Source organism: Photobacterium pectinilyticum, assembly GCF_024357955.1.
GTDB lineage: Bacteria > Pseudomonadota > Gammaproteobacteria > Enterobacterales > Vibrionaceae > Photobacterium > Photobacterium pectinilyticum.
On the sequence record NZ_JANEYT010000020.1, the window covers coordinates 52,476 to 70,756 of the forward strand.

An 18,281-nucleotide genomic window follows, 5' to 3' on the forward strand; every position below is an offset into this window, starting at 1 on the left:
AATGGCGATGAAAAAACTGTTGGTCGCAACGCTACTTCTAAGCAGTAGTGTTGCGCAAAGTGCGGAACAATTTGTAGTAGACGATATCCGCTTTGAGGGCCTCCAGCGTGTTACGCTTGGTGCCGCATTGCTCCAAATGCCTGTCCGGGTTGGAGATAATGTTGATGACGGAGATATTTCCGAAATGATCCAAGCGCTGTTTGCGTCGGGGAATTTCGAGGATATTCAAGTCTTCCGAGATGGTAATACCTTGTTGGTTCAGGTGCAGGAACGCCCGACGATTGCGAGTATTACCTTTTCCGGTAATAAGGCTATCAAGGAAGAGCAGCTGACAGAGAACCTGGATGCGTCTCGTGTCCGTATCGGTGAATCTCTCGATCGGACCACCCTGAGCAAAATTGAAAAAGGACTGGAAGACTTTTACTACAGCGTGGGTAAATACAACGCGACAGTGCAAGCTGTGGTCACCCCGCTGCCGCGAAACCGTGCAGACTTGAAGTTTGTTTTCACCGAAGGCGTGTCGGCTGAAATCCAGCAGATCAACTTTGTTGGTAACGAAGTCTTCAGCGATGAAGATTTGCGCGACAAATTCAAGTTGCAGTCGGAAGTGTCGTGGTGGAACTTCTTTGCCGACAAAAAATACCAAAAGCAGGTCCTGGCTGGGGATCTTGAAACCCTACGCTCGATGTACCTCAACAACGGTTACCTAAAATACCGACTCGATTCGACCCAAGTCGCGATTTCACCTGACAAGAAAGGGGTGTATATCACCCTGAAAATCGATGAAGGTGAGCAGTATAAGGTCGATAACGTGCAGTTGCGTGGCGACTTACTAGGTAAGAGTGCCGAGCTGGAAGCCTTGGTCGCGATCAATAGTGGCGATGTCTACAGCGGTGCGGAAGTCACGGCTCTGGAAGAGGCGCTTAAGCGTAAGCTGGGTGAACTCGGTTATGCCTACCCGCAGGTCAATACCATCCCTGATTTCGATGATGATAACCAGCAAGTGACCTTGGTTATTAATGTCGAGCCGGGCAAACGTATCTATGTGCGTAATATAGCCTTTTCAGGCAACACCTCAACCAAAGATGAGGTATTGCGTCGTGAAATGCGTCAAATGGAAGGTAGCTGGCTGAATTCTCGCTCTGTAGAGCGTGGTAAGGAACGTTTGAGCCGTACTGGGTTCTTTGAAACGGTAGATGTCCAAACGGTCCGTGTTCCGGGGACCGATGATCAGGTCGACCTGCAATATGCTGTCAAGGAAGCCAACGCCGGTAACATCAACTTTGGTGTCGGTTACGGTACAGAATCAGGTATTAGTTTCCAGGCGGGTATCCAGCAGGATAACTTCTTAGGTACCGGTAACCGTTTCGGCATCAATGCGATGATGAACGATTACCAGAAGAACGTGAGCTTGGAGTACCGTGATCCATACTTCACCCTTGATGGGATCAGCCTCGGTGGTAAGGTGTATTACAACGAGTTTGAAGCGTCAGACGCCAACATCTCTGATTATACCAACCAGAGCTACGGCGCTAGCTTGACTTGGGGTTTCCCGTTTGATGAACTCAACTTCTTCGAATTCGGTGTGGGTTACGATCACAACAAGATATCCAATACCCAGGAATACTACCAGATCGAGAAGTTCAAGCAGATCCACGGCTTTGACCAAGGCGATAATGTTATTGATCTTGATGACTTCAACTGGTCGGTTTCTTGGACCAGAAATAATCTCAACCGAGGTTACTTCCCTACGGCTGGTAACCACCAGCGTGCCTCTTTCCGAATGACGATCCCGGGTTCTGATGCCCAGTACTTCAAGGCACAGTATGACGTGCGACAGTACTTCCCGTTGACCGAAGATCATGACTATAGCTTGTTATTACGTGGCCGGGTCGGTTACGGTAATGGTTATGGTACGACAGATAATGGCAGTGACCAGTTGTTGCCATTCTATGAAAACTACTACGCGGGTGGCTTCTCGACCCTACGAGGCTTCCGTTCGAATACCGTTGGTCCGAAGGCTGTTTATTTGGATTACAGCGGCGGCGGTAACAACCCGGATCTGATTGGCTCGGATGATGCTGCCGGTGGTAATGCCGTGGCATTGGCCAGTATGGAGCTGATTGTCCCGACGCCGTTCGCGTCCGTGGAGGTCCGCAACCAGATTCGTACCAGTGTGTTTGTTGATGCCGGTACCGTGTGGGATACGGAATATGACCTACGTGATTCGGATGGCTTGTACATCCATGATTATTCCGATCCTTCGTTGATTCGTGCATCTTATGGTGCAGCTCTACAGTGGATGTCGCCAATGGGACCGCTCGTGTTCTCGGTTGCTAAGCCAATCAAGAAATACGAGGGTGATGATGAAGAGTTCTTCACCTTCACAATTGGTCGAACATTCTAAATATTTGAGGAGATACCCTTTGAAACAGTGGATGAAAGCGGCTGGCCTTAGCCTTGTTATTCTGTCGTCATCATTTTATGCCCAAGCCGCAGAAGCCGCACAGAAAGTGGGTTATGTAGCAACTAGTCAAGCGATGGCCCAATTGGCCCAGCGTTACAATGTGCCTGAGAAATTGCGTAATGAATTCAAGGACCGCATTGATGAGTTGCGTGGCATTGAAGGTCGCATGAAGACCAAAGTCGAGAAGATGAAGCGCGATGGTGAGCTGATGAGCTCAAGCGATAAAACTAAACTACAGCGTGAAATGCAAACTCTGGAATCGAACTATAAGTTGAAGGCTCAGGCCCTGCAGGAAGATCAGCGCCGTCGCGGTGCTGAGGAAGAGCAGAAACTGGTTCAGAAAATCCGTCAAGCTATTCAAGATGTTGCCAAGCGCGAAGGCTACGATATCGTGGTTGATGCCAATGCGGTGCTTTACGCTAGCCCGAAAGACGATCTGTCGTCGAAAGTGATTTCTGCCGTTAAGTAAGCTTGCCTTAACGTCTCAGAAAATCTACGTATAAGTCGAAAGGATGGGGGATACTTTGGTAAACTTCATGCTTTCGGCTTGTTTTATTTTGGGCGGATAGCCCTATTGCATACTGGTCTTACCAAGTGGAATGATATTCTGCGTCAACATAGACACTTTGATTTAAGGTGTTCTGTTGTTGCGACGAGATAGAATTACCGGTTGGTAGGCAATACCAAGCAGAAACTGTTCTGTTTATTATCAGGTATGCCAACAAAGAATGAGAAAATATAAGGTATCGAATGGCTGGAATGACTCTTGCTGATATAGCAGCTAAGCTGGGTGCGGAACTTCGCGGTGATGGCACTGTAGTTATCGAATCTATTGCGGGAATGGCAACGGCCGCCAAAGGCCAGATCACTTTCCTGTCGAGCAGTAAATATCGTAAGCAGCTGGTAGAGTGCCAAGCGGCGGCGGTGATGCTCAAAGAGGCTGATGCCGAAGGGTTCGAAGGTAATGCACTGCTAATGGCTGATCCTTACCTGGGGTATGCCCAAGTAGCCCAACTGTTGGATACCACACCGGCGAGTGCGTCAGACATTGCGCCGTCAGCCTATGTCGATCCAACTGCACAGCTGGGTGAGAACGTCGCGATTGGTCACAATGTTGTGATCGAAGCTGGAGCTCGTATTGGCGACAATGCCCAAATAGGTGCTGGTTGCTTCATTGGTAAGAATGCCCAGATCGGCGCTGGCACCAAGCTATGGGCTAACGTAACGATTTACCACAATGTGGTATTGGGTGAGCAGTGTCTGGTGCAGTCGGGCACTGTTATTGGTGCGGATGGTTTTGGCTACGCGAATGATAAAGGCGAGTGGGTCAAAATCCCGCAGCTAGGCAGCGTACGTATTGGCAACCGTGTAGAAATCGGTGCATGTACTACCATTGACCGTGGTGCGCTTGACGATACGGTTATCGAAGATAACGTGATCATCGATAACCAGATGCAAATCGCCCACAATGTGCAGATCGGATATGGTACGGCAATGGCTGGTGGTACTATTGTTGCTGGCAGTACCAAAATCGGCAAATACTGTATTATTGGCGGTGCATCAGTGCTTAACGGCCATATTGAAATCGCCGACGGCGTCACCATTACCGGTATGGGTATGGTTATGCGCAGCATTGAAGAGAAGGGCATGTACTCTTCTGGTATTCCGCTTCAACCAAACAAAGAATGGCGTAAGACCGCAGCTCGTACGATGAAAATTGACGAGATGAACAAGCGTCTCAAAGCCGTTGAAAAGCAGCTGGCAGCAAAAGGCGAGTAAACGCCGGGACTGTGACACACTCAGCGGCCAAAGTTGGCCGCTTTGCTTTTCAATCCAACCGCATTTTTACTACTTTTTAAACAGGAATTCAGTTTTGACTAGCGAAAATAAAACGCTGAATATCACGGAAATTCAAGAGCTTTTACCACATCGTTACCCGTTTTTGATGATTGACCGCGTAACACATTACGAAGAAGGTAAAACCCTAACAGGCATCAAAAATGTGTCGGTTAACGAACCTCAGTTTACCGGCCACTTTCCGAAAATGCCGGTATTTCCGGGTGTGATGATCCTAGAGGCGATGGCACAAGCTACAGGCCTGTTGGCATTCAAAACCTTCGGTGCGCCGGCGGAAAATGAACTGTATTACTTTGCCAGCGTCGATAACGGTAAATTCCGTAAACCGGTTGTGCCTGGCGATCAGCTGGTTATCGAGGTTGAATTCCTGAAGGAGCGCCGCGGTATTGCTATGTTTAATGGTGTAGCGAAAGTTGATGGCGAAGTGGTATGTTCTGCTGAGCTTAAATGTGCAAGACGAGAGTTTTAATGATCCACGAAACTGCGCAGATTCACCCTTCAGCGGTGATCGAAGAAGGCGTTAAGATTGGCGCCAATGTTACGGTCGGTCCGTTTACCTATATCGGCAAAGATGTCGAAATAGGGGATGGCAACGAGATCATGTCGCATGTCGTGATCAAGGGCCCAACCACGATCGGTAACGATAACCGTATCTTCCCGTATGCAATTGTCGGCGAAGAGTGCCAAGACAAGAAGTATAACGGTGAACCGACCCGCCTTGAGATTGGTGACCGCAATGTGATCCGCGAAAGCGTTCAGATCCACCGTGGTACCATTCAGGATAAAGGCGTGACCATCGTAGGTAATGACAACCTGCTGTGTGTTAATGCCCATATTGCCCATGATGTTGTGGTTGGTAATCATACCCACATCGGTAATAACTCTATTCTTGGCGGGCACGTTACGGTGGCTGATCATGCCGGAGTGATGGCACTGTCGGCTATTCACCCTTTCTGTACTGTCGGTGCCTTCAGCTATGTTGGCGGTTGCTCGGCTGTGGTTCAGGACGTGCCTCCATACGTGTTGGCGCAAGGCAATCATGCGACCCCTTACGGCCTGAACTTGGTTGGCTTGCAGCGTAACGGCTTTGAGAAGAAAGAGCTGCATGCGCTACGTCGTGCCTACAAGGAAATCTACCGCTCGGGCAAGACTATGGAAGAAGTGAAGCCGGTTTTGGCTGAAATGGCCGAAGAATGGCCGTCAGTTGGCCTGCTGCTTGATGCGCTGAACAACACCGAACGCGGAATTATTCGTTAATATGACGAAGCCACTTCGAATAGGAATTGTCGCCGGGGAAATCTCCGGCGATATTTTAGGTGCCGGCTTTATGCAGGCGGTACGCGAGCAGTACCCGGATGCCGAGTTTGTCGGTATTGCCGGTCCGCGGATGCAGGCTGAAGGTTGTGAGACGCTGTTTGACATGGAAGAGTTGGCGGTAATGGGCATTGTCGAAGTGCTCGGTCGCCTGCCAAGGCTGTTCAAGGTCAAGGCTGAACTGGTCAAGTATTTCACTGATAATCCGCCGGATGTCTTTGTTGGCATTGATGCGCCGGATTTCAACCTTCGCTTGGAGCGGAGCCTGAAAGATGCCGGGATCAAAACCGTGCATTATGTCAGTCCGTCAGTCTGGGCATGGCGTCAGAAGCGTATATTCAAAATTGAAGCCGCCACTAATTTGGTGCTGGCCTTCTTGCCGTTCGAGAAAGCCTTCTACGATAAATTCAATGTGCCGTGTGAGTTCATCGGTCACACCATGGCCGATGCTATTCCGATGCAAACTGACCAGGCCGCCGCTCGCGAGCTATTGGGGTTAGCGCTGGTTCAGCGGTGGTTGGCGGTACTGCCGGGCAGTCGCGGTGGCGAGATGGAGTTGCTGGCACCAACGTTTATCGAAACCTGTAAGCTGCTTAAGGCCCAGCATCCTGATCTTGGCTTTGTAGTCGCTTTGGTCAATCAGAAGCGCCGCGATCAGTTTGAACAGGCATGGCGTGAAACTGCACCTGAGCTTGATTTCGTGCTGGTGGATGATACCGCGCGCAACGTCATGATAGCCTCTGATGCGGTGTTGTTGGCGTCTGGGACAGTAGCGCTGGAGTGCATGCTGGTCAAACGGCCGATGGTGGTGGGCTACAAAGTCAAACCGCTGACGGCATGGCTTGCGAAGAAAATGCTCAAGACCAAGTATGTGTCGCTGGCCAATATTTTGGCTGATCGCGAGTTGGTGCCAGAGCTGTTGCAAGATGACTGCACCCCAGAAAACTTGGCCTTGGAAGTGAACCGCTTCCTGAGTGCCGATAATACCGAGCTGATGGCTGAATTTAGTCGTTTGCACCAGCTGATCCAGTGTAATGCGGATCAGAAGGCAGCAGCGGCAGTCCTGCAATTAATTGATAAGTAACATGAGCAAAGAACTAGAACCGTTTGAATATCCGTTGGCAACCTGTATTGCCGGTGTTGATGAGGTCGGCCGCGGCCCGTTGGTTGGCGCCGTGGTCACCGCTGCGGTGATTTTGGATCCGGCAAAGCCAATTGAAGGGCTGACGGACTCGAAAAAACTGTCCGAGAAGAAGCGTAACCTGCTGTTTGATGAAATCAAGGAGAAGGCGCTGGCTTGGTCTTTAGGCCGTTGTGAGCCAGAAGAAATTGATCAGCTCAATATCTTGCAGGCGACCATGGTTGCAATGCAGCGGGCAGTGGCTGGGCTTGCTGTGCAGCCTGACTTCGTGCTGGTGGATGGCAACCGCATTCCTGAACTACCAATGGCAGCGCAGGCAGTGGTGAAGGGCGATTTGCGGGTGGCTGAGATCAGTGCCGCCTCTATTCTGGCCAAAGTTACGCGAGATCGCGAGATGGAAGTGCTCGATGCCGAGTACCCGCAGTACGGTTTTGCTAAGCATAAAGGTTATCCGACCAAGGCGCATTTTGAAGCCTTGTCCGAACACGGGGCGATTGAGCAGCACCGTAAGAGCTTCAAGCCGGTCAAGCGGATTCTCGGGCTCGACTGAGTCTGTCTATCCCCAAATAGCCACAAGCGACCTGCCTTTTTGGCTGCTTGATGTGACTGGGTATATAATTTTGTCAAATTGTGGGTTTTTGCATCCCTTTAAAACCTGCATTAGTAAAAGGTGGTGATTAGAGTCAACAGCCATGGTGCTTTGGGCTATAATCACCGTCTTGTTTTTTGAACAACTCTATTCTGGTTAGTCATGGCTGAACCTCGTTTTATTCATCTTCGTGTCCACAGTGACTTCTCTATGGTTGATGGCCTGTCCAAAGTACCGCCGCTGGTGAAAACCGTGGCCGGGATGGGCATGCCTGCGATGGCGCTGACGGACTTTACCAACCTTTGTGGCTTGGTTAAATTCTACTTTGCGGCCCAAGGCGCCGGCATGAAGCCGATCATCGGTGCGGACTTCAAGGTAATGTCCGAGGAGATGGGCGAGGAACTGTGTGACTTGACGGTACTGGCTGCCGACAATGACGGTTACCAGAACCTGACCATGCTGATTTCCAAGGCTTACCAGCGTGGCCATGTCCAGCACCTGCCTGTGATGGATAAAGAGTGGTTGGTGGAGCACAAGAAAGGCCTGATCTTGCTGTCGGGCGGTAAAACAGGTGATGTGGGTAAAGCGCTGCTTAAAGGTAACCAGCAACTGGTCAGCAAATGCGTCGAGTTCTACCAAACGCACTTTGCGGATGCCTACTACCTCGAGTTGGTCCGTACCGGTCGTGCTGATGAAGAGGCTTATTTGCACTTTGCCATTGAACTTGCCGAGAACGTAGGTTTACCCGTTGTGGCAACCAATGATGTGCGCTTTATCAACCCAGACCAATTCGATGCCCATGAAATCCGGGTAGCTATCCATGATGGTTACACCATGGTTGATCCCAATCGACCTAAGCTATACAGCGCCCAGCAATACCTGCGCAGCGAAGACGAAATGTGTGAGTTGTTCTCCGACATTCCGGAAGCGCTAGAAAACAGCGTAGAGATAGCTAAGCGATGTAACGTCACGGTTCGTCTCGGTGAGTACTTTTTGCCGAACTTCCCAACGGGCGATATGACCATCGAAGATTTCTTGGTTAAGGAATCGGAGAAAGGGTTGGAGCGCCGTTTGGCGTTTTTGTTCCCGGATGAAGAGGAGCGTGCCAAGCGCCGTCCGGAATATGACGAGCGTTTGGATATCGAGCTGAAGGTTATTAACCAGATGGGGTTCCCGGGTTACTTCTTGATCGTCATGGAGTTTATCCAGTGGTCGAAGGATAACGGGGTACCGGTTGGTCCTGGTCGTGGTTCGGGTGCGGGCTCCCTTGTGGCCTATGCGCTCGACATTACCGACCTTGATCCGTTGGAATTTGACCTTCTATTCGAACGTTTCCTTAACCCGGAACGTGTATCGATGCCCGATTTCGATATCGACTTCTGTATGGATAAGCGTGATCAGGTTATTGATCATGTGGCCGAGATGTATGGGCGGGATGCGGTATCTCAGATCATCACCTTCGGTACCATGGCGGCAAAAGCGGTTATCCGTGATGTTGGTCGCGTACTGGGCCATCCGTACGGTTTTGTTGACCGGATCTCCAAACTGGTGCCAGCTGAGCCGGGGATGACCTTGGCCAAGGCATTCGAAGCCGAGCCGCAACTGCCGCAGGCGTATGAGGCTGATGAAGAAGTCAAAGATCTGATCGACATGTGTCGCATTCTCGAGGGTGTGACCCGAAATGCCGGTAAACACGCTGGTGGTGTTGTTATTTCACCGACCACGATCACTGACTTTGCCCCGTTGTATTGTGATGCGGAAGGTGCCAACCCGGTTACCCAGTTCGATAAGAATGACGTGGAAACCGCCGGTCTGGTCAAGTTCGACTTCTTGGGTCTGCGTACCCTGACGATCATCGACTGGGCGCTGGGGATGATCAACCCGCGCCTGGAGGAGCAAGGGAAAGAGCCGGTCAATATTGCCGCGATTCCGATGGACGATGCCAAATCGTTCGCGATGTTGCAGCGCTCCGAGTCCACCGCGGTATTCCAGCTGGAATCTCGCGGGATGAAAGACTTGATCAAACGTCTACAACCCGACAGCTTCGAAGATATGATCGCACTGGTTGCCCTGTTCCGTCCGGGCCCGCTGCAGTCGGGCATGGTAGATAACTTCATCGACCGTAAGCACGGCCGAGAAGAAGTCTCTTACCCGGATGCGACTTGGCAGCACGAATCGTTGAAAGAGATACTGGAGCCGACCTACGGCATCATTCTCTATCAGGAACAGGTGATGCAGATCGCCCAGGTCTTGTCCGGCTATACCCTGGGGGGCGCAGATATGTTGCGTCGTGCAATGGGTAAGAAAAAGCCGGAAGAGATGGCCAAGCAGCGTGCCACCTTTGAAGAAGGGGCGGTGAAGAACGGCATTGACGGCGAGTTGGCGATGAAGATCTTCGACTTGGTAGAAAAATTTGCCGGTTATGGTTTTAACAAATCCCACTCCGCTGCCTACGCTCTTGTGTCGTACCAGACGCTTTGGCTGAAAGCCCACTACCCAGCCGAGTTCATGGCGGCGGTAATGACCGCCGATATGGATAATACCGATAAGATCGTCGGTTTGGTGGATGAGTGCCATCGAATGAAGATCACCTTGTTGCCACCGGATGTCAACAAGGGGCTGTACCGTTTCAATGTCGATGACAAGGGTGCCATCGTATATGGTATCGGTGCGGTGAAAGGGGTGGGTGAAGGCCCGATCGAGAATATTATTGCGGCACGTGAGAAAGACGGCCACTTCAAGGATCTGTTTGATTTTTGTGCCCGAATTGACACCAAAAAAGTGAACAAGCGGGTACTTGAAAAATTGATCAAATCCGGTGCTATGGACCGCCTTGGTCCGAACCGTGCGGCAATGATGGCGACACTTGATGATGCCATCCGGGCTGCTAGCCAGCACCATCAGGCTGAAGCGTTCGGTCAGGCCGATATGTTCGGGGTGCTGACGGCTGCACCGGAAGAAGTGGAACATGCGTATGCCAATATCCCTGAATGGCCAGATAAAGTGTGGCTGGAAGGTGAGCGCGAGACGCTGGGTCTATATCTGACGGGTCACCCGATCAATGCCTATGTCTCTGAACTCAAGCACTATACGACTTGGCGCTTGAAAGATGCTCACCCGACAGGACGTGATAAAGTAGTAAGCGTCGCCGGTCTGGTGATTGGTGCTCGGGTGATGACGACCAAGCGCGGGAGCCGGATAGGTATCCTGACTCTTGATGATCGCAGTGGCCGAATGGAAGTGATGTTGTTCTCAGAAGCTTTGGAACGCCATTTAGATCTCATTGAAAAAGATAAAATTTTGGTTGTTTCCGGACAGGTCAGCTTTGATGATTTCAACGGCGGCCTTAAAATGTCGGCCCGGGAAGTGCTAGACATCGCAGATGCGAGAGAAAAGCACCTACGCGGCCTTGCCATCTCGTTAACAGAGAGGCAAATTGATGAACAGTTTTTTGAACGTTTCAGCAAAGTGCTGGAACCGCACCGGGCAGGTACCGTACCTGTCAATGTGTATTATCAGCGCTCGAATGCTCGCGCCAAACTGACTCTGGGAACGGAGTGGCGTGTTACCCCGGCAGATCAATTAATTTCTGATCTTAAAATATTGCTGGGTGATAAGCAGGTTGAGCTTGAGTTTAATTAAAATAGCCCATAGTTATCAGTAATAGATACTGACAATTATGAGCAAAAGGACTGAATTGGTATGAGCCTTAACTTCCTTGAGTTTGAACAACCGATTGCTGAACTAGAAGCAAAAATTGAAGCACTGCGTGATGTTTCTCGCCGTGATGAGTCTGAATCGGTTGATTTGGACAAAGAAATTGAGCAGCTTGAAAAGAAGAGCCTAGAGTTGACCAAAAAGATCTTTGGCGATCTAGGTGCATGGCAAGTCGCTCAGCTGGCACGCCACCCACAGCGTCCATACACGTTTGACTATGTTGAGCACATGCTTACCGAGTTCGATGAATTGGCGGGTGACCGCGCGTTTGCGGATGACAAAGCCCTGGTCGGTGGTATCGCTCGTTTGGATGGCCGCCCAGTGATGGTGATTGGTCACCAGAAAGGCCGCGAGACTAAAGAGAAAGTGCTGCGCAATTTTGGTATGCCAAAGCCGGAAGGTTATCGCAAAGCCCTTCGCCTGATGAAAATGGCTGAGCGTTTCAAGATGCCTATCATTACTTTCATTGATACCGCGGGTGCCTACCCTGGTGTAGGCGCGGAAGAACGTGGCCAATCTGAAGCGATTGCTACCAATCTGAAAGCGATGGCAGGGCTGACTGTACCGGTTATCTGTAACGTAGTCGGTGAAGGTGGTTCAGGTGGCGCTCTTGCGATCGGCGTGGGGGATTGTGTGAACATGCTGCAGTACTCGACGTATTCTGTTATTTCCCCTGAAGGTTGTGCTTCTATCCTGTGGCGTGATTCTGACAAGGCACCGCAGGCGGCCGAAGCGATGGGCATGACGGCGGATCGCCTTAAAGAGCTTGAGCTTATTGACAACATTATTGAAGAGCCGCTAGGCGGCGCGCACCGCAATGTTGCTCAAATCTCTGAGTTATTGAAAAAGCAGATCCTGGCGACGCTAGAAGAGCTGGATCAACTTGATACCGACGCATTGCTTGAGCGTCGTTATCAGCGTCTTATGAGCTATGGTTACTGCTAATTAGCACGGCGTGCCTATGAGGCAACATGAATATTACGGGTCAGCCTTTGGGCTGGCCCGTTTTTTTAGTTTAGTATTCCCCTCTGCTGTAGCGGAGGTATACTTTTGAAGTGTGTTATTTCGGATGTAGCTCAATGCTTTATACCAGTTTAGAAGCCTGTTTTGCCGTTGCGGTGGAAAAGCCAGCCCGATTTGTCCTGGCACTCAGTGGTGGGTTGGACTCTCGGGTATTGCTCCACCTTATGGGGCGTTACCTTCAGGCCCACCCTGAAGCAAGCTGCAAGGCTGTACATGTCCACCATGGCCTAAGCCCCAATGCCGACCTTTGGGCTGAGCGTTGTGCTGATTGGGCCGCTGAGGCGGGAATCAGCATCGAGGTCGAACGGGTCTCGCTGATACTGGGAAAGCGCATGAGTGTGGAGCAGCAAGCAAGGGATGCCCGTTATGCGGCCTTACGCGACTATATCACGCCGGGTACTGTGTTGCTGACGGCCCAGCATGCTGATGATCAACTGGAAACGGTTTTGCTGGCGCTGAAAAGGGGCAGTGGGCCGGCAGGGCTATCGGCGATGCCGCAGCGGATGGCGTTTGCTTCAGGTTGGCTTCTACGGCCTTTGCTTGACCAACCCCGTATTGTTATTGAACAGTATGCCAACGAGCATCGCCTTGATTGGATAGAGGATGAGAGCAACAGTGACGAGCGTTACGACCGTAACTTCCTGCGCCACCAGATCACCCCGCTGTTGAATTCCCGTTGGCCGGGGATCCGTAAAGCAGTGGCTCGCAGCGCCGTTTTATGTGGTGAGCAGGAGGCCTTGCTGCAGGAGCTGTTAGCGGAACAACTTAGCCAAGCCATTTCGGCTGATCAGAGTTTGGGTATCACCCATTTAAATCCAGATCAGCCGGGTAGTGAACGGCGGGGTAAGGCGTTGCTACGTTTTTGGTTTGCTGCCATTGGCGTGAAAATGCCCTCGCAGGCCCAGTTGGAACAGGTGTGGCATTCAGTGGTATTGGCTAAACCGGATGCCAATCCCAAAGTGTGCTGGGGGGATGCGGAAGTTCGTCGGTTCCGGCAGCGTTTGTATGTTGTCCAGCCTTGGCCGGATGCCTCCGGTTCAATCCTGCCTGTTAGCGTCAATCAACACTGCCATTTGCCCTCGTCCCTAGGTTCGTTGTTGTTGGCTGAGTCAGAAGATGGTCACTTACGTTTGCCGCTGTATAACGAGCCGGTTTCGGTGCGCTTCGAGCCTGCCGGATTGGAAGTCCAGCCCGTTGGCCGGGTGGGTAAGCGCAAGCTGAAAAAACTGTTTCAGGAATACGGGGTGCCGAGCTGGCAACGACGCCGAACACCATTGATCTTCTATGGCGAAGAGCTAGCCGCGGTAGCCGGATTGTTTGTTGTTGAAGCGTTTGCCGGTAAGGATTGTGACCTGACATGGCACTACGAGCAGGAAAAAGTGCACAATATCATGACTTAATTTAGTATTTGTTGTTGAATAAAGGCACAATCTAATCAGCGTGGTGTACTGTCGTGCCAACGCTATATCCCGTTATCAGGGGATACTATGGATAATAGAAAATAATAATGAGGACCTGATGAAGAAAGTTCTAGCTTGTGTAATGTTTGCTGCCGTTATGGCGAGTCCTGCGATGGCAGCAGGTGATCCGGTTGCCGGAAAATCCAAAGCCGCGGTGTGTGCAGCCTGCCATGGTGCAGACGGTGTCGCCGTTATTCCTGGTTATCCTAATCTGAAAGGTCAGAACGAGCAGTATTTGATCCGCTCGCTGAAGGCGTACAAAAATAAAGAGCGTACCGGCGGAATGGCCATGGTAATGCAACCGCAGGCTTCTATGCTCAGTGATCATGACATTGCCAATGTCGCCGCTTATTTTGCTCAGATGAAATAATACTGACCACGTTAAGCACAAGGTTATTTTCTTGTGCTGATGAGTATCAGCTATTTTGCGATACTTCGGTTAGTGATAGAACAGATCCCGTCGCCCAGACCTTTTTAACCAAAAGGGCTGGGCGATTTTTGTTAGGTGCTATTTTTATCTTTTTTGATAGCTTCTTGTCCGAAATAAATAGGCGTCTTGATTTCGTAAACTAAAATTTCCATCTATTTGTTTATCTTTTGCCCAAACAAATGCTCTGCGGTTGCGTAATAACTCAGAACACATTATTGTACTAGCACGCTGATACGTTAATGTTGTTTAGGAGTTATTATGAGTAAACCATCCACACTTGGGGGCGCGTGTATTATCGCCAGTGTTTGTGTTGGGGCAGGCATGCTTGGGTTGCCAAGTGCAGGTGCGGGTGCGTGGACGTTATGGAGTGTGATTGCCATTTCGGTCACGATGATCATGATGACGCTTTCTGGCTGGTTACTTCTAGAAGCACTGAAGCATTATGAGATTAAAGCTTCATTTAATACTGTTGCTAAAGATATCTTGAGCAAAAAGGTTAATTTAATTAATAACCTATCTCTTTATTTTGTGGGTGGAATTCTACTATACGCATACATTTCATCATCCGGTATGATCTTTAGCGAAATGCTTGGTGTCTCGCGCGAATTAGCTTCCGTCCTGTTTGTTGCATTATGCTCGGCCTTTGTTTTGCACTCCACCCGTGCGGTAGACCGGATCTCAATTGTGTTGATCCTGTTCATGATCATTAGCTTTGTATTGGGTGTTTCCGGGTTGGCTTCAAATATCAGTGTGCCGACTCTATTTGCCCAGAGCGAATCTGAGAGCGCTTTTTCAGGCTATGCGTTAGCCCTGTTGCCGGTCGCGTTAACCTCTTTTGGTTACCACCATTCAGTGAGTACAATGCGTGATTACTACCAGGATGAGCAACGTGCCCAAAAAGCGATTCTTGGCGGTACTCTGATTGCACTGACATTCTATCTTGGTTGGGTGATCTGTATCTTTGGTAATGTACCTCGTCAAGAGTTCGGTCCTGTTGTGACCGCCGGTGGGGGTGTAGATGCCTTAATGGCGGCACTGACATCAGCGATTGATTCAAATAGCATTAAACAAGCCCTGCATGTCTTTTCTATTGCCGCGATTGTCTCATCATTTATTGGTGTTGGATTAGGTGTGTTCGATTACTTGGCTGACTTGTTTGGCTTTGCTGATACCAAACAAGGCCGACTAAAAACCTGGGGCGTGACTTTTGTTCCGCCATTAGTGTTCTCGTTAGTCGCACCGTTTGGTTTTGTTGCCGCGATTGGTCTAGCTGGCGCTGCTGCCACTATCTGGACCTGTATTATTCCGGCTACGCTGGCAAAAACATTACGTCAACGAGCACCTGTACAAGAAGGTTTTGTGGTTCCTGGGGGGAATGCGACTATTTATATGGTAATTGCATTCGGGGTACTGACAGCCGCCTTCCATTTACTGGCGATGGCGAATCTACTGCCTGTCTTTAAAGGCTAGGTTGGTATAAGCACTGGGTTATGTATCCATGCAATAAAAAACGGAAGCCTCGGCTTCCGTTTTTTTAATTTTTTGAATCAGCCTTTGTCATCGCCAATCGCTTTATCGAAACTGCTTGGCATCCGGTAGGTAGTCAAACCCAGCACTGGCTAATTTGGTAACCAGCTTTTCTTTATCGATATCGTAGAACTTGACCAGGGCATCCAGATCGCCGAACTCATCGCGGATCTTCATATTGACGATGCTCATTAGCATGATGGGATCCATGCTATCGAAGTTGTTCAAATTCATTACGCGTCCTCGTGATCGCTCATCAGTAAGTTGGCAGCGGCAAAAGCGGCACGCTCGCGAACATCTTTTGGCAGCGTGTCGTTGGCCGCAATGTCATTCAGTGCCTTGATAGCACAGTGAATCGCATTGGGGATATAGCCCAGTTCACCACCACCAATCTGTGCGTAGATCATACGTATTTGCTCGCAGCACTCATAAACTTTCATAGTGTGTCCTTCATAAACAGTGATTTCGGCAACCGGCTGTTTTCTATGACAGAGGGCTGGCGAAAGCAGGCTTATTACTATATCAAAGACTCACCGGGGACGGCAGGGGATTTAGCGGGTACGTTTGTGTTTGTACAGATGGCGGTCAGCGCGATCAACCAAGGTGATATTGGTGTCACCTTTCTGGTAGGAGCTAAAACCACTGGAGCAGCCTATTTTTAATGTACGCAGGGTCGCATCGTCTGCCATCAGGACGTCCAGCCGGCGGATCACGTGTAGAGCGGATGAGTCGGTAGCGGGTTGGAGCAGTACCGCAAACTCATCACCGCCAATACGATAACAGCGGTCGGTGGCCCGAACTGATTTTTTCAGCAGCAGTGAGAAATGGCGGATCACCTTGTCACCGTCGGGATGACCAAATCGGTCATTGACCTGTTTGAAGTTGTCGAGGTCGAACATGGTCAGTACCAAGCCGATGTTACGCCTTTCGCTCATCGCAATCGCATGGTTGAGATCCTGCTCAAAACTGTTGCGATTACCAAGCCCCGATAGATAGTCACGCAATGCCATATTTTTTACTCGGCGGTATTCAAGTGCGCATGCTAGCGGTCCGGCAAACAAGCGGTGATAGGTATGAAGCAGGTTGACTTCATCTTTATCGAGCGCGTAAGGCGTGTGGTATTGAAGTTTACCCAAATCTTGTTTATTGAAGCGAAGGATAAAGGTCTGCCGGTATTGAGTCGCAGAACCTTGGCGTACGAGGGTAGTAGTATTGTCCGAGTCCCACATTAACCTGCTGATATCTATCTGCTTTTCAACTTCTCGGCTGAATATATCAAACAATAGGCTAACATCTAGCTTCCCCTGAAGTTTTTGCAATACTAGCAGGCGCTGATCAGCCCCAAGGGGTTTGGTCCTTGGTTTTGCATATTGGCTATCGGCCAGCTTGTCATTCCAGTGGAGTGGATCCATACATATGTCAAAAAATTACTAGGGAACTAACTATAGGCAATTATTAAGCCATTTCAATACCTAAACGGAGTTTATATCATTAATCATCTGATTTAATTAAGAAACTGCGAAGGTGAGCTTCTTTTTCCTGGGTGTCTTCATATCCCATCTTCATCAGGGCATGGATGTAAGCGGGCTCGAATAGGATATAGCTGGTGATAGCAGCGTCATCTTTGGGGCTGATACCAATCAGCTGCATTAAGCCGCGGGTCATGGGGGGGAGGTGGCAATAGTACTTACGGGCAAGGTGTTCAAAAGAGTGACTTGGCGACAGATGAATATGCTCGATTTTCCGTAGTTTTCGCTTTGTTTCAGCCTCGGGTAGGCTATCGATTAAGGTGTTGATCCTTGAAAGGTTCTCCAGATCGGCGGTGAGCGTATCACTGAAAATGGTATCCATCAGGTGGCCGCCCAGTGCTGCGAGGCCGGGGGCCCGGGTGTGATCCGGACTCTCCATTTTCTGGTTGATGAGGTCAATGATCAATATTTTATCAGCCCCCATTTTGAGTGACGGTCGCAACGGTGCCAGTTGGTGGATAGAGCCATCCCCATAGTAGGATTGACCGATACGGGTAGCGGGAAAAACCAAAGGAATAGCGGAGGAGGCCAGGAGGTGATCGGTGGTGATCAGTGAGCGGCGGCCTTTCGACTTGGCCCTGTCCCATTCGTTGAGTCCTTGTTGGCCCTGAAAGAAACTGACTGAGTGGCCGCTTTTATAGCTGGAGGCCGTGATCGAAATACCATGAAGGTTACCGGCAGCAATTTGTTTTTCCAACCGGGAGTAGTTGTTGACTTGATTGAGAAGCTGGCGCAGCGGACGGTTGTTGAGCAGCCCAAAGGGGGGCCGCTCGTGGTGATGAGCCTGCAAGCGGGCAAACCACTGACTGGCGAGGTAGCCGCTCATTCCCCGCGGGGAGGTGGCAAAAATGCGCCGGCTGTGCAAGCGCGACCAGATCCATTCCAGTTTTTTTACACCTAAGCGGAAGCAGGAGGCATAGCAAGCAATCGATGTGGCATTGATTGCCCCTGCCGAAGTGCCGCAGTATATGCTGAATGGGCTGTGATGAACCCGTGGGTACCATTCTGAAATGGCCTTGAGGACCCCGACTTGATAGGCAGCTCTTGCCCCGCCTCCAGTGAGGATCAGGCTGATCCGTGGCGTATCCTTGCCCATAGTGCTCCTCTCTTTTGTTCTTTCTATAACTATATCCCTATTTTTACTTATGGTGGAATATAGACTTATAACATTGAGGTGTCAGTGTTGGGCAACAGACAAAAAAAAGCCTCCGCAAGGGAGGCCTTTAG

16 protein-coding genes are annotated in these 18,281 nt (G+C 50.2%); 12 read left to right on the forward strand and 4 right to left on the reverse strand.

What is annotated here, in order from left to right; all coding sequences use genetic code 11:
* The first annotated feature begins 1 nt into the window (after position 1).
* The 12 genes from bamA to NHN17_RS10825 all read left to right on the forward strand — a co-directional run bounded on the left by bamA (position 2) and on the right by NHN17_RS10825 (position 15,468).
* Entirely contained in the window at positions 2–2,407 is a 2,406-nt protein-coding gene (bamA, locus tag NHN17_RS10770; protein WP_255042454.1) for an outer membrane protein assembly factor BamA, read from the forward strand.
* Positions 2,408–2,426: 19 nt separating this feature from the next.
* Positions 2,427–2,936: an OmpH family outer membrane protein gene (locus NHN17_RS10775; RefSeq protein WP_255042455.1), complete on the forward strand. Its 510-nt coding sequence runs from the start codon at positions 2,427–2,429 to the stop codon at positions 2,934–2,936.
* Positions 2,937–3,217: 281 nt separating this feature from the next.
* Complete coding sequence (gene lpxD, locus NHN17_RS10780) at positions 3,218–4,246, forward strand: UDP-3-O-(3-hydroxymyristoyl)glucosamine N-acyltransferase (protein WP_255042456.1); 1,029 nt, start codon at positions 3,218–3,220, stop codon at positions 4,244–4,246.
* Positions 4,247–4,340: 94 nt separating this feature from the next.
* Entirely contained in the window at positions 4,341–4,793 is a 453-nt protein-coding gene (gene fabZ, locus NHN17_RS10785; protein WP_039458239.1) for a 3-hydroxyacyl-ACP dehydratase FabZ, read from the forward strand.
* A complete protein-coding gene (gene lpxA / locus NHN17_RS10790; protein ID WP_255042458.1) occupies positions 4,793–5,581 on the forward strand; it encodes an acyl-ACP--UDP-N-acetylglucosamine O-acyltransferase in 789 nt (262 codons plus the stop codon). The genes fabZ and lpxA overlap by 1 nt, the downstream gene beginning before the upstream one ends.
* A 1-nt stretch (position 5,582) precedes the next feature.
* The gene (gene lpxB, locus NHN17_RS10795; RefSeq protein WP_255042460.1) at positions 5,583–6,722 is read left to right on the forward strand and encodes a lipid-A-disaccharide synthase; all 1,140 of its coding nucleotides are present in this window, start codon (positions 5,583–5,585) and stop codon (positions 6,720–6,722) included.
* Between the two features lies 1 nt (position 6,723).
* Positions 6,724–7,329, forward strand: coding sequence for a ribonuclease HII (rnhB, locus tag NHN17_RS10800; protein WP_255042497.1), 606 nt, complete (start codon positions 6,724–6,726; stop codon positions 7,327–7,329).
* A 201-nt stretch (positions 7,330–7,530) separates the two neighbouring features.
* Positions 7,531–11,010 carry a DNA polymerase III subunit alpha gene (gene dnaE / locus NHN17_RS10805; RefSeq protein WP_255042462.1) on the forward strand — a complete coding sequence of 1,160 codons (3,480 nt, stop codon included), beginning with the start codon at positions 7,531–7,533 and terminating at the stop codon, positions 11,008–11,010.
* Between the two features lie 60 nt (positions 11,011–11,070).
* Complete coding sequence (accA, locus tag NHN17_RS10810; RefSeq protein ID WP_255042463.1) at positions 11,071–12,030, forward strand: acetyl-CoA carboxylase carboxyl transferase subunit alpha; 960 nt, start codon at positions 11,071–11,073, stop codon at positions 12,028–12,030.
* A 134-nt stretch (positions 12,031–12,164) separates the two neighbouring features.
* Positions 12,165–13,508 carry a tRNA lysidine(34) synthetase TilS gene (gene tilS / locus NHN17_RS10815; protein ID WP_255042464.1) on the forward strand — a complete coding sequence of 448 codons (1,344 nt, stop codon included), beginning with the start codon at positions 12,165–12,167 and terminating at the stop codon, positions 13,506–13,508.
* 118 nt (positions 13,509–13,626) lie between these two features.
* A complete protein-coding gene (locus NHN17_RS10820) occupies positions 13,627–13,938 on the forward strand; it encodes a c-type cytochrome (RefSeq protein WP_255042465.1) in 312 nt (103 codons plus the stop codon).
* Between the two features lie 318 nt (positions 13,939–14,256).
* Positions 14,257–15,468 carry an aromatic amino acid transporter gene (locus NHN17_RS10825; RefSeq protein ID WP_255042467.1) on the forward strand — a complete coding sequence of 404 codons (1,212 nt, stop codon included), beginning with the start codon at positions 14,257–14,259 and terminating at the stop codon, positions 15,466–15,468.
* A gap of 102 nt (positions 15,469–15,570) precedes the next feature.
* Here the strand turns inward: NHN17_RS10825 and NHN17_RS10830 are convergent, their stop codons facing one another.
* From NHN17_RS10830 to NHN17_RS10845, 4 genes are all read right to left on the reverse strand, one after another.
* The gene (locus tag NHN17_RS10830; protein ID WP_255042468.1) at positions 15,571–15,759 is read right to left on the reverse strand and encodes a DUF4250 domain-containing protein; all 189 of its coding nucleotides are present in this window, start codon (positions 15,757–15,759) and stop codon (positions 15,571–15,573) included.
* Complete coding sequence (locus NHN17_RS10835) at positions 15,759–15,965, reverse strand: YaeP family protein (RefSeq protein WP_255042469.1); 207 nt, start codon at positions 15,963–15,965, stop codon at positions 15,759–15,761. Before NHN17_RS10835 ends, NHN17_RS10830 begins: the two co-directional genes overlap by 1 nt.
* Positions 15,966–16,076: 111 nt before the next feature.
* Positions 16,077–16,937: a GGDEF domain-containing protein gene (locus NHN17_RS10840; protein WP_255042470.1), complete on the reverse strand. Its 861-nt coding sequence runs from the start codon at positions 16,935–16,937 to the stop codon at positions 16,077–16,079.
* A 79-nt stretch (positions 16,938–17,016) separates the two neighbouring features.
* Positions 17,017–18,150, reverse strand: coding sequence for a patatin-like phospholipase family protein (locus NHN17_RS10845; RefSeq protein WP_255042471.1), 1,134 nt, complete (start codon positions 18,148–18,150; stop codon positions 17,017–17,019).
* Between the last annotated feature and the right edge of the window lie 131 nt (positions 18,151–18,281).

Excerpts from the sequence above, each read along its gene's own strand:
- bamA (WP_255042454.1), top strand. The coding sequence starts at position 2 with ATGGCGATGAAAAAACTGTTGGTCGCAACGCTACTTCTAAGCAGTAGT.
- lpxD (WP_255042456.1), top strand. The coding sequence starts at position 3,218 with ATGGCTGGAATGACTCTTGCTGATATAGCAGCTAAGCTGGGTGCGGAA.
- lpxA (WP_255042458.1), top strand. The coding sequence starts at position 4,793 with ATGATCCACGAAACTGCGCAGATTCACCCTTCAGCGGTGATCGAAGAA.
- lpxB (WP_255042460.1), top strand. The coding sequence starts at position 5,583 with ATGACGAAGCCACTTCGAATAGGAATTGTCGCCGGGGAAATCTCCGGC.
- rnhB (WP_255042497.1), top strand. The coding sequence starts at position 6,724 with ATGAGCAAAGAACTAGAACCGTTTGAATATCCGTTGGCAACCTGTATT.
- dnaE (WP_255042462.1), top strand. The coding sequence starts at position 7,531 with ATGGCTGAACCTCGTTTTATTCATCTTCGTGTCCACAGTGACTTCTCT.
- accA (WP_255042463.1), top strand. The coding sequence starts at position 11,071 with ATGAGCCTTAACTTCCTTGAGTTTGAACAACCGATTGCTGAACTAGAA.
- tilS (WP_255042464.1), top strand. The coding sequence starts at position 12,165 with ATGCTTTATACCAGTTTAGAAGCCTGTTTTGCCGTTGCGGTGGAAAAG.
- NHN17_RS10820 (WP_255042465.1), top strand. The coding sequence starts at position 13,627 with ATGAAGAAAGTTCTAGCTTGTGTAATGTTTGCTGCCGTTATGGCGAGT.
- NHN17_RS10825 (WP_255042467.1), top strand. The coding sequence starts at position 14,257 with ATGAGTAAACCATCCACACTTGGGGGCGCGTGTATTATCGCCAGTGTT.
- NHN17_RS10830 (WP_255042468.1), bottom strand. The coding sequence starts at position 15,759 with ATGAATTTGAACAACTTCGATAGCATGGATCCCATCATGCTAATGAGC.
- NHN17_RS10835 (WP_255042469.1), bottom strand. The coding sequence starts at position 15,965 with ATGAAAGTTTATGAGTGCTGCGAGCAAATACGTATGATCTACGCACAG.
- NHN17_RS10840 (WP_255042470.1), bottom strand. The coding sequence starts at position 16,937 with ATGGATCCACTCCACTGGAATGACAAGCTGGCCGATAGCCAATATGCA.
- NHN17_RS10845 (WP_255042471.1), bottom strand. The coding sequence starts at position 18,150 with ATGGGCAAGGATACGCCACGGATCAGCCTGATCCTCACTGGAGGCGGG.